We start from the raw sequence: 14,017 nt of genomic DNA on the forward strand, positions 1-14,017 counted from the left end.
CTGGCACAACGACAAGACAGGGCAGCCAGTCAAGCGATCACTGACCGCCTATGATCACTGACCGCAACGGCACCCCTTGGACTCATTCATCTAGTGGGTGAATTGCGACCTGTGGGGAAGCTGCGACTAGGGGGTGAATTGCCGCCTGTGGGGAAGCTGCGGCTGGTGGGTGAATTGCGGTCTGCGGGGAAGTTGCGGCTGGTGGGTCAGTCGCGGTCAGTGGGGAGGTTGCGCCGCGCTGGGAGGCTGCGACTGGTGGCACACCCGAAGCTACTGGTCGGCGCCGCCACTACGGCCGCCCCGATCACCCGGCCGCCCGCCGCCGCGACCGCCCGGGCCGCCTCGGCAAGCGTGGCGCCCGTGGTGACCAGGTCGTCCACCAGCACCACTGGCTGGCCGCTCAGCAGCCGCTCGGCCCCAGCCCGCACGCCCAGGGCCCCGGCCAGATTCGCCAGCCGCTCCGGGGCGCTCAGCCCCGCCTGGTCGGCCACAAGCCGAAGCTGTTGGAGGGCGGGGAGGACGTGGGCGGGGAGGACGTGGGCTCTGGGTGGGGCCCCCGCCCCCTCCCCCACCCCCGCTCCGCTCGTCGCCACCCCCGTCCTCCTCGCCGCCGCCCCCGGCCGGCGCAGCTCGCGGGCTGCTGCCAGGGCGATCCGGCGCACCGGATCGTGCCCCCGGCCCGCCACGGACCTCCGGGCCGACGGCACCGGCACCAGCAGCAGCTCGTTGCCGCGCCACAGCCCCCGCACCGCCCCGGCCAGCACCCGTCCCAGCGGCCCGGCCAGCCGCAGGGCGCCGCGCTCCTTGTGCGCGAGCAGCACCGCCCGCACCTCGTCGGCGTACGGCGCGCCCGCCCACACCCCAGGCAGCCCCGGCGGCGCCGGCCGCGGCCGCACACGCCGCGCCCCTCGGCCGTCCCGCCCCAGCGCCCGACGGCACCGCCCGCACAGCTCCGTACGCGGTCGGCCACACCCCGCACAGTCCACCGGCAACACCAGACCGGCCAGTTCGCGCCACACCCCCTGCATGGATCTACTGTCCCGCGGTCCGCCGGCGCTCACCACCCCTGTGGATAACTTCGCGGACCGGCCGCCACCCACGAGCCGATCAGCACGAAACCGCTGGTCACCGGCGGTCACCAACGACCACCAAGGACCACCGGAGATCACCGCGGACCAACGACATCACCGGACATCACCGAAGATCACCGGAGATCACCGAAGCCGGACGAACGGCCCGGCTACGCCGACCGACCAGGCCAACCGACCACGCCAACCGACAAGACCGACCGACCAGACCGACCAGACCGACTAGACCAATCAGCCCAACGGACCAACGGACCAACGGACAGACCCAAGCGAACGAAGAGAGACACAAGCCAAACGAAGCAGCTCGTCACCCGGGATAAACCGGCGCCGTCCCGTCCTTCGCCACCGTCTTCCAGTTCGCGTCCGGAGGCAGCCGCACGATGCCCTCCGTGGCGTCGGCGATCAGCGGTCGGGTCTCGTCCTCCGAGGCCGCCACCGCCTTCACGCCGTTGACCCCGGGCAGCGTCTGCGCGTCGGAGGCCGAACCGTCGGTCTCCATGAACTGCATCTGCTGCACCCCGCCGGATTCCCGCCCGACGACCACCAGCCGGCTGCCGCCCGCCCAGGAGGCGGCCACCACGTCCTCCAACTGCGGGGCGATCGGCCGTAGTTCCTCCACAGACAGCGCCGGATGCGCCGAGCTGCCGCCGCGCTCGACCCGGCCGAGCTGCAGCGTGGTGCGGCCCTTGTCCTCGACGAGCATCGCGATCCGTATGCCGTCCGCGGCCACCTTGATCGCCTTGATCCGCCGCCCGCCGAGGCCGGGCACCGCCACCCGCTCCGGGTCGCCCTTGCCCTCGCGCATCCGCAGCAACCGGGAACCGTGCGCATCGCGGTCCGCGACCCACAGGTCTCCCAGGCCGTCCCAGCTCGGCACGGTCAGCCCCTCGTCGGGGTTCTTGGCCGAGCCGGTGCTCGTCATCAGTGGCGCACCACGCTCGATGCCGTCCTCCAGGGCGGCCACGTACAAGGACCGGCCGTCGCTCGACACCCCCGCCGCGGTGTTCTCACCGCGCGAGATGGCCACCGAGCGCAGCGGGGTCTTACCGGTGCCGAACGCCCCGCGCACCGGCGTCGGTTCGGTCGCCGAGTCCGACATGGCGACCACCTTGTGGTCGGCGTCGATGAAGTACTCCTTGGCGGAGCGCCCGGTCAGCGGTGCCGGTGCGTAGTCGCTTTCGGCCTGGTCCTGGGAGAGTGTGCACAGCGAGTTGCCGTTGTTGTCCTGGAGTTCGACCTCGCTGATCTTCGAAGCGCGCGTCATGTCCTGGACGGTGAAGAAGAGCTGAGCCGCCATCCGCTTGCACTGGGCGGTGTCAGTGCTCACCGCCTCTTTGCTGAGCTTGACCCGCAGGCCGTTGGAGTCGTCCAGCGCCAGGTCGTGCGCGGCGAGCCGGGTGCCGGGCGGAAAAGCCGAGGTCGTCACCTGGTTGAGCCAGTCGGTGGGCCCGGACAGCAGCGCCTGCACACTGGCCGTGATCGGCTTTATCCGCTGGCGCAGGTAGACCGGGTCCGCGACGAGCACGTCCCGGCTGGCCTTCGGCTCCTCCGACTCCGACTCGTAGGAGGCGAAGTAGTACTTGTTGACGGAGCGGTAGATGCGCTGGAAGTCGGACAACCCGAGCACCACCCCGTTGGGGAGCCGGTCGATCCGCCACTGGCCCCCCTCCTTGATGAGGTGGATCGTCTGGCGGTACGGCTTCTCCTCGGGCGTGTACGCGTGGTTGTCGTCCACCGTCGCGACCTGGCTGCCCGACAGCGTGACCGAGTAGCCGTTCGCGTCCTCGCGGTTGGGCTGCACCTTCGGTTCGGATTTCGGCCGTTCCTGGAGCACCTTGGTGACCTGGAACGGACGCCAGGTACGCCGCGCAGACTTGGCCAGGTACTGGGTGGCCGTACGGAAGTCCGCCTCGTCGCTGGTCGTCGCGTCGAGGAAGCTGCGGACGATGTTGGTGGGCTGGGCACCGTCCTGCGGAGGCACGCCGTAGACCCGGACCTGCGAGTCGCCCTCGGAGCGCGGCGACTGGTCGACGGCCGTGACGTCGCCGCTGTCCGGCATGGACGCGCAGCCGGCCAGCAGCACGGCCGCCAGTCCGAGCAACGCCAGCTTCCGCGCCGGCCCGCTCGTCCTACGGGCCTCCTGACGAGTGTGCTCCGGCGGGTGCCGACGGGTGCGCTCCCGCGACATGGGCCCCACCCCGCTCCCGTTTCCGCGCTCAGCGTGCACGCCGTCCGCCTTCCCGTTCCCCACCCCGTCCGGTGTTCTGCTCGGTCCCGCCACCGGGGACCGTTTCGTCGATGTGCGCGCCCCTGTCGCGCGCCGCGGGTCCGCTCCGTGCGCCCCCGCCCTGGGGCACCACGCGGGTCCCGTCCCCGGGCAGCGCCGTGGGGTCGGCGGCCGGCCGGGGTGCCGAGGATGCGGGGGTGAGGGAGGCCGTGCCGCCCGGCTCCGTGGCGGCGCGTCCCTGGACGGGGATCGTGGAGGTCTTCTGGCCGGTCGCGGCACCTGTCTGTCCGCCGCCGGACCGACGGGCGAGGTTGCGCCGGGAGTCCTCGGGCTCCAGGGGTATCGGGGACCCGCGCAGCGGCTCACCGGCCGTACGGGGCAGCGTCAGCCGGAACTGGGAGCCGCCGCCCGGCTCGCCCCACGCCTGGAGCCAGCCGCCGTGCAGCCGGGCGTCCTCGACCGCGATGGACAGGCCGAGCCCGGTACCGCCCGTGGTACGGGCCCGGGCCGGGTCGGCGCGCCAGAAGCGGTTGAAGACGCGGGTGGCCTCGCCCGGCTTGAGCCCGACGCCGTAGTCGCGGACCGCGACGGCCACCGCGCCGCCACTACGGCTGCCCGCGGACGCCAGCCGTACGACGACGTCGCGGCCCTCGCCGTGTTCGACGGCGTTGACGACGAGATTGCGCAGCACCCGTTCCACCCGGCGGGGGTCGGCCTCGGCGATCACCGGCTGCTCGGCGCCGCGCACCACGAGGCGGCTGCCCTTGCGTTCGGCGAGCGGTTCGGCACCCTCGATGACGCGGTGCACCACATCGCGCAGGTCGATCGGCTCGGCCTCCAGTGCGGCCGCACCGGCGTCGAACCGGCTGATCTCCAGCAGCTCGGCGAGCAGCGACTCGAAGCGGTCGAGCTGGCCGCGCAGCAGCTCGGCGGAGCGTGCCGTGGCGGGGTCGAACTCGTCGCGTGCGTCGTGGATGACGTCGGCCGCCATCCGTACCGTCGTCAGCGGCGTCCGCAGCTCGTGCGAGACGTCGGAGACGAAGCGGCGCTGCATCCGGGACAGCTCCTCCAGTTGCTGGATCTTGACCTGGAGGTTCTGCGCCATCTTGTTGAAGGACTCACCGAGCCGGGCGATGTCGTCCTCGCCGGTGACCTTCATCCGCTCCTGGAGGAGGCCGGCGGCCAGCCGTTCGGAGATGCCCGCGGCCATCCGTACGGGCGTGACGACCTGCCGCACCACCAGCCAGGCGATCGCGCCGAGCAGGATCACGACGAAGACGCCGGCGGTCGCGAGCGTGCCCGTCACCAGCTTGAGCGACTCCTCTTCCTGGCTGAACGGGAAGAGGTAGTAGAGCTGGTACTGGTTGCTGTTGACGTCGTTGAGCCGCTTGCCGATGATCAGCGCCGGCACTCCGTCGTCCGAGCCGATGCGCTTGATCTGGGTGTACTGCCGGAACGTGCCGGACTTGGTGTCCAGCTTCCGCCGCAGTTCAGCCGGCACGCTCCGTTCCGGATCGACGTCACCGGAGGCGCGCGGCCCGCGGGTGCCGGGGCTGGAGTCGCCGAACGGTTCGTCGGAGTCGGAGCTGAGCGCCACCACGGAGAAGACGCCCTGGCCGCCGCTGGCGAGCTGTTCGACCAGGCCGGTCAGCCAGGTCGCGGAGTCCTGGGTGCCGCGGTTGCCCGTCCGGGCGGTGTCGTCGGTACGGGTGTCATCGGCGCCGTCGGCCATCTTCTGGGCGACGCTGAAGCCGCCCACGGCCTGGCTCTGCGCGGCCTGTGCCTTGGCGGTGAGCAGGCCGTTACGGACCTGGCCGACGACCACGACGCCGAGCAGCAGCACGACGGCGAGGGACATGAGCAGGGTGGTCGCCACGACCCGCAGCTGGATGTTGCGGCGCCACAGTCGCAGGGCGGGCAGCAGCGGCCGCCGCACCCAGCGGCTGAAGAGCCGTAGCAACGGGTGGACCGGGCCGCTGACCGCCCCGTCGGGCAGCAGCTGGCCACCGCGCAGCAACCGAGCAATCAATCTTCCCGAAAAGGACATATCACCCGTCGTGCCGACGGTGCGCCCCCGCTTTCCCTCCGGGGTCGAACCGTCCCGGATCATCTCAGCTGGGTCCGGCCTTGTAGCCGACCCCGCGCACGGTCACCACGATCTCCGGACGCTCCGGATCCCTCTCGACCTTCGAGCGCAGCCGCTGCACATGGACATTGACCAGCCGGGTGTCCGCGGCGTGCCGATAGCCCCACACCTGCTCCAGCAGCACCTCACGCGTGAACACCTGCCACGGCTTGCGTGCCAGCGCCACCAGCAGATCGAATTCGAGCGGGGTCAGCGCGATCGACTGCCCGTCGCGCTTCACGGAGTGGCCGGCCACATCGATGACCAGGTCACCGATCGCCAGCTGCTCGGGCGCCGGCTCCTCCGAACGCCGCAGCCGCGCCCGGATCCGGGCCACCAGCTCCTTCGGCTTGAACGGCTTGACGATGTAGTCGTCCGCGCCCGACTCAAGCCCGACCACCACATCGACCGTGTCGCTCTTGGCGGTCAGCATGACGATCGGCACCCCGGACTCCGCGCGGATCAACCGGCACACCTCGATGCCGTCCCGTCCGGGCAGCATCAGGTCGAGCAGGACGAGATCCGGCTTGGTCTCACGGAAGGCGGCAAGGGCCTTGTCACCGTCCGACACGAACGACGGTTCAAAGCCTTCGCCACGCAGCACAATGCCGAGCATCTCTGCCAGTGCGGTGTCGTCGTCGACGACCAGGACGCGTCCCTTCATTCGGCCATCATCCCATTACCTGATCGTGACTTACTCCATCGTGACGTGGAACACACCTCTGCCAGCCGGTCCCGGGTGATCGGGGAGACCACTCCGGCCTCCGTCACGATCGCCGTCACCAGCTCCGGCGGAGTCACGTCGAAGGCCGGGTTGTAGGCCTGTGCGCCCAACGGCGCCACCGGCACACCGGCCCCGGGAGCCGCCCCGGCACCCTGTGCAGCCGGCAACGAGAACTCCGTCACTTCCTGCCCCGGCCGCTGCTCCACCTCGATGTCCGCACCCGACTCGGTCTCCAGATCCACCGTGCTCGTCGGCGCCACCACCACGAACGGAACCCGGTGGTACTGCGCCAGCACCGCCAGCGGATAGCTGCCGACCTTGTTGGCGACCGAGCCGTCCGCCGCGATCCGGTCTGCGCCTATCAGCACGGCATCCACCTCACCGCCGGCGAACAGCGACCCGGCCGCCCCGTCCGACAGCACCGTGTACGCCATACCGGCCCGCGCCGCCTCGTAGGCGGTCAGCCGCGCCCCCTGCAACAGCGGCCGCGTCTCGTCCACCCACAGCCGGCGCAGCTCACCGGCCCGGTGCGCCGCCAGCGCCACCGCCAGGGCGGTGCCCTCGCCCCCGGACACCAGCGCGCCCGTGTTGCAGTGCGTGAGGATCCGGTGGCCGCCGCCCGGCAACAACTCGCCCAGCAACGCCAGACCGTGCTCCGCCATCCGCGCACTGGCCGCGATGTCCTCCGCGTGCACGGCCCGGGCCTCGGCCAGCGCAGCAGCCGCCCCCTCCGTCGCTCCTGCCCCGTCGGCCACCGCCGCCCGGTACGCATCCGCCGCCCGCCGCACGCCGTAGCCCAGGTTGACCGCGGTCGGCCGGGCCTGCGCCAGCGCCGCCACGGCCTCTTCCACGTCGAAGCCCCGCGTCGCGGCCAGCGCCACGCCGTAAGCGCCCGCGATCCCCAGCAGCGGCGCCCCACGGACGGCCAGCGACCGGATCGCCTCGACCAGCGCCGGCACGTCCGTACAGACCAGCTCCACCTCCTCCGCCGGCAGCCGGGTCTGATCAAGGAGGACCAATACGGGCCCCTCCGGCAACTCCTCCCAGCGAAGCGACGGGATCGTGAGCGTCCCGGCGCCCACCTCGGATACCTCGTACTGATCGCCCATCCCTTCAGTCTGCCGCCGACTGCCCCTCGAACAGAAGGTCCTCTCACTCCCAGGGCCCGGGTACACAACGCGCGGGGCCATGACACGATGACTGCCACCGCGGACCCCGGACCCCGGCCGCCACGGCGGGCCGGCAGCAAGAAGGAGCGACGATGAACAACTCTCCGGGCTGGGCCTCGCCCGGATCCGCCCCCTCCGACGAGCCGGGCCGCGGCACACCGGACCAGCCCACCCAGCCCCCGGGTACGGAGGACCGGCCCGGCACGGCCGAGCAGCCGACCCCGCCGAACTGGTCCAAGCAGCAGCCGCCGGCCGGCCAGTGGTCGGCCCCCGCCGGCATCCCCAGCCAGAGCGGCCCCCCGGACCCCAGCGGCCGGCCCACCGCCGGCGACCGCACCCGCGCCGGGTCCGGTACCGGCCAGCCCGGCTGGGGCGGCCACCCGGCCCCCGGCCCGCAGGCCCCCTGGGGCTGGTCCCCGGTCCCGCCGGCGGCCAAGCCCGGCGTCATTCCGCTCCGCCCGCTCGGCGTCGGCGAGATACTCGACGGAGCGGTCGCCACCATGCGGGCCCACTGGCGCACCGTGCTCGGCATATCGCTGATCGTCGCCGTCGTCTCGCAAACCGCCGTCACCGTCGTCACCGGCCTGTGGTTCCAGAACGCCGGACGCGCGCCCACGATCTCCAACAACAACGTCCCGCCGGTCCGCGAAACCCTGCGCCAGGCCGGGAACTCGCTCGCCGGCACCGCCATCACCTCGGTGATCGGACTCCTCGCCACCATCATCGCCACCGGACTGCTCACCATGATCGTGAGCCGTGCCGTCCTCGGCCGTTCCGTGACGACCGGCGAAGCCTGGCGCGACGCCCGCGGTCAGCTCCCGCGCCTGCTCGGCCTGCTGGTCCTGCTGCCTCTTCTCCTCACGGCCGTCTTCGCGGTCGGCCTGACACCCGGCCTCCTCATCTCCGCCGGCGGCACGCTGGACCTGGGACTGCTCCTCACCGTGTTCGGCGGGATCGCCGCCACCGCAGTCGGCATCTGGCTGTGGGTCCGCTACAGCCTCGCCTCCCCCGCGCTGATGCTGGAGAAGCAGGGCGTCATCGCCTCCATGCGGCGCTCCGCCAAGCTCGTACGCGGCTCCTGGTGGCGGGTGCTGGGCGTCCAGCTGCTGTCCTACCTGCTGGTCGGCATGGTCGAGTTCATCATCCAGATCCCGGCCACCATCGTCGCCTTCGTCATCGGCGGTGAGAGCCTCCTGGACTGGGCGAACGGCACCAGCGACAACACCGGCTGGTCGTTCCTCATCGTGCTGGGCATCGGCTCCGTGATCAGCTCCACCATCACCTTCCCGATCAGCGCCGGCGTCACCGCGCTCCTCTACGTGGACCAGCGCATCCGCCGCGAGGCCCTCGACCTCGAACTGGCCCGCGCCGCCGGCCTCCCCGGACACGGTGCCGACGCCCCCGCCGGCGCACCGGCCACGGCCGCCCCGTCCGCAGACACTCCGACCGCCCCCGCCACCACCGCGGACAACACCGGTTCCGACGCCGCACCGGGAAGCTGATGCGGTGACCACAGGGGGGAACATGGCCGCGCTCGGATCACTCATGGCGCGCTCCGACGACGACATACCGGTGCGGACACCGCGCCTCCCCGCCCGCGAGGCGGCCGAGCGCGAACTGTCCGACCCCCGGTACCACCAGCACGACCCCAACCCGATCCAGCGCGCCCTCGACTGGCTCTGGGACCGCGTCGACGAGCTCTTCGGCGCGGCCGCCGGCGCCACCCCGGGCGGCTGGGTCGGCCTCCTCGCCATCGCCGCCTTCGTGCTGCTGCTGGCCATCGCCCTCCGGCTGCGGCTCGGCGCGGTACGCCGCACCCCGACCACCAGCGGCGCGCTCTTCTCGGACAGTCCCCGGACCGCCGCCGAACACCGAGCGGCCGCCGAACGGCACGCCGCAGCAGGCCACTGGAGCCAGGCCGTCCAGGACCGGATGCGCGCCCTCGTCCTCTCCCTTGAGGAACGCACCCTGCTCACCCCCGCCGCCGGCCGCACCGCCGACGAGGCCGCCACCGAGGCCGGCCTGACCCTCCCCGGATACGCCGACCAACTCCGCACCGCCGCCCGCACTTTCGACGACGTCACATACGGCGGCCGCCCCGGCACGGAACAGGCATACGCCTTCCTGACCACCCTCGACACCGAGCTCCAGCAGGCCAAGCCCGACCTGGCCACCACCCCGACCAGGAGCCGCGGATGACCACGGCCGCCCCGGAGAGCGCCGCTCCCTCCCTCACCGCGCGTCGACTGTGGACCCGCTCCCGAGGGCCACTGCTCGCGCTGCTCCTCCTCGTCATCAGCGGAGTGATCCTCGCCGCCCTGCAGTCCGGCGAACAGCACGGACGGCTCGACCCCCGCTCGGCGGACCGCTCCGGCAGCCGCGCGCTGGCCCGGCTCCTCGCCGGCCAGGGCGTCTCCCTCCAGGTCGTGACGACCTCCGAGGAGGCCGCCGCCGCATCCGGCCCCGACACCACCCTGCTCATCGACGACCCCGACGTCCTGACGCAGAACCAGCTGACGGACCTGCACACCGCAACCGCCCACACTCCCGGGCGCACCGTCCTGCTCGCCCCCGGCGCCGCCACCCTCTGGACCTTCGCCCCCGGTGTCCAGACCCAACCCGCCACCAGCAACTCCCCGCGCAGGCCGGCATGTTCCCTGCCCGACGCAGGGCGCGCCGGCAGCGTGCTCCTCGGCGGCCTCCGCTACACCACGTCCGTCGAGCGCGCGGATCGCTGCTACCCCGTCGGCGGTAGTCCCACCTTGCTGCACCTGCCGGCCAGCGGTAACGGCCGCGACACCGTCCTCCTCGGCTCCGCCGACTTCCTCTACAACCAACACCTCACCGAGCACGGCAACGCCTCGCTCGCCCTTCAACTTCTGGGTGCTCACGACCATCTGGTCTGGTACCTCCCCTCGGTGAGCGATCCGTCATCCGCTCATGACCAGCGCAGCTTCTTCGATCTCCTCCCTTCGGGCTGGAGCTGGGCGCTGCTCCAACTCACCATCGCCGCCGGCCTCGCAGCTCTCTGGCGCGCCCGCCGACTCGGCCCCCTCGTCCCCGAGAACCTCCCCGTCACCGTCCCCGCCGCCGAGACCACCGAGGGCCACGCGCGCCTCTACGAACAGGCCGGCGCCCGCGACCGGGCCTCAACCGTCCTGCGCTCCGCAACCCGCACCCGGCTCGCCCCCCTCCTCGGCGTGCCACCCGCGGACGCCCACACTCCTGACCGCCTTCTCCCGGCCCTCCACGCCGACTTGACCTCGCTCGCTGACATGGCGACAGATCTCCACACCCTGCTCTTCGGCCCGGCTCCCGCGGACGACCGGGCCCTGGTGCAGCTGGCCGACCAGCTCGACGCACTCGAATCATCGATCGTTTCCCAAGAGAGGCACGCCCCCCGTGAGCACCCCGACCGCTGACAGCGCCCGAGCCTCCCTTGAGGCCCTGCGCACCGAGATAGCCAAGGCCGTCGTCGGCCAGGACCCCACCGTCACCGGGCTGGTCGTCGCCCTCCTCTGCCGCGGTCACGTACTCCTCGAAGGCGCCCCCGGAGTCGCCAAGACCCTTCTCGTGCGCGCCCTGTCGACCACCCTCGAACTCGACACCAAGCGAGTGCAGTTCACGCCGGACCTGATGCCGAGTGATGTGACGGGCTCACTGGTCTACGACGCCCGCAGCGCGGAGTTCTCCTTCCAGCCGGGCCCCGTCTTCACCAACCTGCTGTTGGCCGACGAGATCAACCGCACGCCGCCCAAGACGCAGGCATCGCTGCTGGAAGCCATGGAAGAGCGGCAGGTCACCGTCGACGGAACAGCCCGCCCCCTCCCCGAGCCGTTCCTGGTGGCCGCCACGCAGAATCCCGTGGAATACGAAGGCACCTATCCGCTGCCCGAGGCCCAACTCGACCGCTTTCTCCTGAAGCTGACGGTCCCGCTCCCCGACCGTCAGGACGAGATAGACATCCTCACCCGTCACGCGGCCGGCTTCAGCCCCCGCGACCTCAACGCTGCCGGACTTCGCCCGGTCGCTTCCGCCGCCGACCTCGATGCGGCCCGAGCCGCTGTCGCAAAGACCTCGGTTTCCCCCGAAGTCACCGGCTATATCGTCGATATCTGCCGTGCCACGCGCGAATCCCCCTCGCTCTCTCTCGGCGTCTCCCCCCGAGGCGCCACCGCACTGCTTTCCACGTCACGCGCCTGGGCGTGGCTCACCGGCCGCGACTATGTCACCCCTGACGACGTGAAGGCCCTTGCCCTTCCCACACTGCGCCACCGCATCCAGCTCCGCCCCGAAGCGGAGATGGAAGGAGTCACCGCAGACTCCGTGATCAACGCCGTACTCGCACATCTCCCTGTCCCCCGCTGAGGCGAAACCGTGACCCTCACCGGACGCACCGCCCTCATCTCCGCACTCGGAGCCCTGTTCGTCGGCTTCGTGCTGCCCGGCTGGCTCGGCATCGCAGTCGTTCAACTTGCCTTGCTGGTAGCAATTTTGTGCGACCTCGCGCTCGCCGCGCCAGTGCGAAAGCTCCGTTTCACCCGAACCGGTGAAACAACCGTTCGACTAACAGGCGAAGCCCACACACACCTCACCCTCACCAACCCGAGCCGCCGTACGCTGCGCGCCCACATCCGCGACGCCTGGCCCCCGAGTTCCTTCCGCCCCGGCTCGGAATTCACCGACTCCCGGCACACCGTCCACATCCCCGCAGCTGAGCGCCGACGCCTGACCACCACCCTCCACCCCACCCGACGCGGCGACCACCACGCCGTACGCGTCACCGTCCGCTCCCACGGCCCCCTCGGGCTGGCAGCCCGACAGGGCAGCCACCACGTTCCATGGACCCTGCGCGTCCTGCCCCCCTTCACCAGCCGCAAGCACCTCCCCGCAAAGCTCGCGCGACTCCGCGAACTCGACGGCCGCACCAGCCTCCTGACGCGCGGTGAGGGCACTGAATTCGACAGCCTCCGCGACTACACCCCCGGCGACGACACCCGCTCCATCGACTGGCGTGCCTCCGCCCGCCGACAGGACCTCGCCGTCCGCACCTGGCGCCCCGAACGCGACCGCCGCATCCTGCTGGTCCTGGAAACCGGCCGCACCTCGGCCGCCCGTATCGGCGACATCCCCCGCCTCGACGCCTCCATGGACGCGGCCCTGCTGCTCGGCACCCTCGCCGCCCGCGCCGGCGACCACGTCGATCTCCTCGCGTACGACCGCCGCATCCGCGCCTCCGTGCAGGGCCGCACCGCCCGCGACCTCCTCCCGGCACTGACCGACGCTCTTGCGCCCCTCGAAGCCGAACTCGTCGAGGCGGACGCCCGCGGCCTGGCCGCCGAAATCCATCGCCGCACCTCGCGCCGCTCCCTGATCGTCCTGTTCACCGGCCTGGACGCGGCCCCCGTCGAAGAAGCGCTTCTGCCCGTCCTGCCCAGCCTCACCCAGCGCAACGAAGTCATCGTCGCCGCCGTAGCCGATCCCCGCATCGAGGAAATGGCCGCCGCCCGCCATTCCCCCCAAGCCGTCTACGCCGCAGCAGCCGCAGAGCAGGCCCTCGCCGCCCGCCGCCGTACCGCAGACCGCCTCCGCCGCCAGGGCGTCACCGTCATCGACGCCACCCCGAGCCATCTGGCCCCCGACCTGGCAGACGCCTACCTCACCCTGAAGTCCACCGGCCGCCTGTAAAACACGCCCCGCGCCCGTTGCACGCCCTAGCTGTATTGATCACGAGCGTTGCTAACAGCTCGCTCGGTCTGATCAATGGCGAAGACCTCCGGTGTGGTGGAGGTGTCTACGCTTCGCCACACGGAGGTCTTCGTGTCCCACCGTAATGCCCGGCTGACTGTTCATGGCAGGCGGCTGCTGGTCGAACGTGTCCGCTGCGGACGGCCCGTGGCCCACGTCGCCGCCGAAATGGGGATATCGCGGCCCACGGCCCACAAGTGGATGCGACGGTGGCTGGCAGAAGGCGACGCCGGCCTGCAAGACCGCTCCAGCCGACCGCACAGGACCCCACACCGCACCGCGCCTGACGTCGAAGACCGCATCTGCACGCTGCGACAAACCCGCAAGCTGGGACCGGCCAGGATCGGCCCGATCCTGGGCCTGCCGGCCTCGACCGTGTATCGGGTCCTGACCCGCCGAGGCCTGCACCGGCTGGCCTGGCTGGACCGGCCGACCGGCGAGCCGATCCGCCGCTACGAACGAGCCCGGCCCGGCGAAATGGTCCACGTCGACATCAAGAAACTCGGCAACATCCCCGGGGAGGCGGCCGACGCACGGTCGGCAGGACCGCGGGCGTCGAACGCTTCAACCGCACCCTGCTCGCGAATGGGCCTACAACCGGCCCTACACCAGCAACACCGAACGCACCGAAGCCCTGACAGCCTTCCTCCACACCTACAACCACCACCGCACTCGGCGGCAAGCCACCCCTCAGCCGTGTGAACAACGCTCCAGGGCAATACACCTAGCGGACAGCGACCAGCGACCAGCCGGCTGGCTGCGTCCCCGCACAGGCGCCACGCGGGCGGGAAACGGGGTAACCGAATACGCCTTACCGACCAGCGCCCCACTCACCGGTCCAGAACGCAGAAAAGCCCCGCACCATACGGTGCGGGGCTTTCCCACAAAGATTGTTCGGCGGCGTCCTACTCTCCCACAGGGTCCCCCCTGCAGTAC

General features: G+C 71.5%; 10 protein-coding genes and 1 pseudogene. 6 read left to right on the top strand and 5 right to left on the bottom strand.

Features of this window, described 5'->3' with window-relative positions; translation table 11 throughout:
• Positions 1–206: 206 nt before the first annotated feature.
• The 5 genes from AB0G35_RS36670 to mtnA all read right to left on the bottom strand — a co-directional run bounded on the left by AB0G35_RS36670 (position 207) and on the right by mtnA (position 7,273).
• Positions 207–1,028 (bottom strand): phosphoribosyltransferase family protein, encoded by an 822-nt coding sequence (locus AB0G35_RS36670; protein WP_360958955.1) that lies wholly within the window; start codon positions 1,026–1,028, stop codon positions 207–209.
• A gap of 367 nt (positions 1,029–1,395) precedes the next feature.
• Complete coding sequence (locus tag AB0G35_RS36675; protein ID WP_360958958.1) at positions 1,396–3,276, bottom strand: LpqB family beta-propeller domain-containing protein; 1,881 nt, start codon at positions 3,274–3,276, stop codon at positions 1,396–1,398.
• Between the two features lie 28 nt (positions 3,277–3,304).
• Positions 3,305–5,362 (bottom strand): MtrAB system histidine kinase MtrB, encoded by a 2,058-nt coding sequence (gene mtrB / locus AB0G35_RS36680; RefSeq protein WP_360958961.1) that lies wholly within the window; start codon positions 5,360–5,362, stop codon positions 3,305–3,307.
• Positions 5,363–5,426: 64 nt separating this feature from the next.
• The gene (gene mtrA, locus AB0G35_RS36685; RefSeq protein ID WP_030416996.1) at positions 5,427–6,104 is read right to left on the bottom strand and encodes a two-component system response regulator MtrA; all 678 of its coding nucleotides are present in this window, start codon (positions 6,102–6,104) and stop codon (positions 5,427–5,429) included.
• Positions 6,101–7,273 carry an S-methyl-5-thioribose-1-phosphate isomerase gene (gene mtnA / locus AB0G35_RS36690; protein ID WP_360958965.1) on the bottom strand — a complete coding sequence of 391 codons (1,173 nt, stop codon included), beginning with the start codon at positions 7,271–7,273 and terminating at the stop codon, positions 6,101–6,103. Before mtnA ends, mtrA begins: the two co-directional genes overlap by 4 nt.
• Positions 7,274–7,425: 152 nt before the next feature.
• On the opposite strand from mtnA, the gene AB0G35_RS36695 reads away from it, so the two are divergent.
• The 6 genes and pseudogenes from AB0G35_RS36695 (at position 7,426) to AB0G35_RS36720 (ending at position 13,809) form a co-directional block, all read left to right on the top strand.
• Complete coding sequence (locus AB0G35_RS36695) at positions 7,426–8,835, top strand: hypothetical protein (protein ID WP_360958968.1); 1,410 nt, start codon at positions 7,426–7,428, stop codon at positions 8,833–8,835.
• A 22-nt stretch (positions 8,836–8,857) separates the two neighbouring features.
• Positions 8,858–9,532: a DUF4129 domain-containing protein gene (locus AB0G35_RS36700; RefSeq protein ID WP_360958971.1), complete on the top strand. Its 675-nt coding sequence runs from the start codon at positions 8,858–8,860 to the stop codon at positions 9,530–9,532.
• The gene (locus AB0G35_RS36705; protein WP_360958973.1) at positions 9,529–10,755 is read left to right on the top strand and encodes a DUF4350 domain-containing protein; all 1,227 of its coding nucleotides are present in this window, start codon (positions 9,529–9,531) and stop codon (positions 10,753–10,755) included. The genes AB0G35_RS36700 and AB0G35_RS36705 overlap by 4 nt, the downstream gene beginning before the upstream one ends.
• Positions 10,736–11,701, top strand: coding sequence for a MoxR family ATPase (locus tag AB0G35_RS36710; protein ID WP_360958976.1), 966 nt, complete (start codon positions 10,736–10,738; stop codon positions 11,699–11,701). Before AB0G35_RS36705 ends, AB0G35_RS36710 begins: the two co-directional genes overlap by 20 nt.
• A 9-nt stretch (positions 11,702–11,710) precedes the next feature.
• Positions 11,711–13,021 carry a DUF58 domain-containing protein gene (locus AB0G35_RS36715; protein ID WP_360958979.1) on the top strand — a complete coding sequence of 437 codons (1,311 nt, stop codon included), beginning with the start codon at positions 11,711–11,713 and terminating at the stop codon, positions 13,019–13,021.
• A gap of 132 nt (positions 13,022–13,153) precedes the next feature.
• A pseudogene (locus AB0G35_RS36720) lies at positions 13,154–13,809 on the top strand (leucine zipper domain-containing protein).
• Positions 13,810–14,017: the final 208 nt, after the last annotated feature.

It is taken from the genome of Streptomyces sp. NPDC021749 (genome assembly GCF_040640655.1).
In the GTDB taxonomy this organism is placed as follows: Bacteria; Actinomycetota; Actinomycetes; order Streptomycetales; family Streptomycetaceae; genus Streptomyces.

Excerpts from the sequence above, each read along its gene's own strand:
- AB0G35_RS36695 (WP_360958968.1), top strand. The coding sequence starts at position 7,426 with ATGAACAACTCTCCGGGCTGGGCCTCGCCCGGATCCGCCCCCTCCGAC.
- AB0G35_RS36675 (WP_360958958.1), bottom strand. The coding sequence starts at position 3,276 with ATGTCGCGGGAGCGCACCCGTCGGCACCCGCCGGAGCACACTCGTCAG.
- mtnA (WP_360958965.1), bottom strand. The coding sequence starts at position 7,273 with ATGGGCGATCAGTACGAGGTATCCGAGGTGGGCGCCGGGACGCTCACG.
- AB0G35_RS36705 (WP_360958973.1), top strand. The coding sequence starts at position 9,529 with ATGACCACGGCCGCCCCGGAGAGCGCCGCTCCCTCCCTCACCGCGCGT.
- mtrB (WP_360958961.1), bottom strand. The coding sequence starts at position 5,362 with ATGTCCTTTTCGGGAAGATTGATTGCTCGGTTGCTGCGCGGTGGCCAG.
- mtrA (WP_030416996.1), bottom strand. The coding sequence starts at position 6,104 with ATGAAGGGACGCGTCCTGGTCGTCGACGACGACACCGCACTGGCAGAG.
- AB0G35_RS36700 (WP_360958971.1), top strand. The coding sequence starts at position 8,858 with ATGGCCGCGCTCGGATCACTCATGGCGCGCTCCGACGACGACATACCG.
- AB0G35_RS36670 (WP_360958955.1), bottom strand. The coding sequence starts at position 1,028 with ATGCAGGGGGTGTGGCGCGAACTGGCCGGTCTGGTGTTGCCGGTGGAC.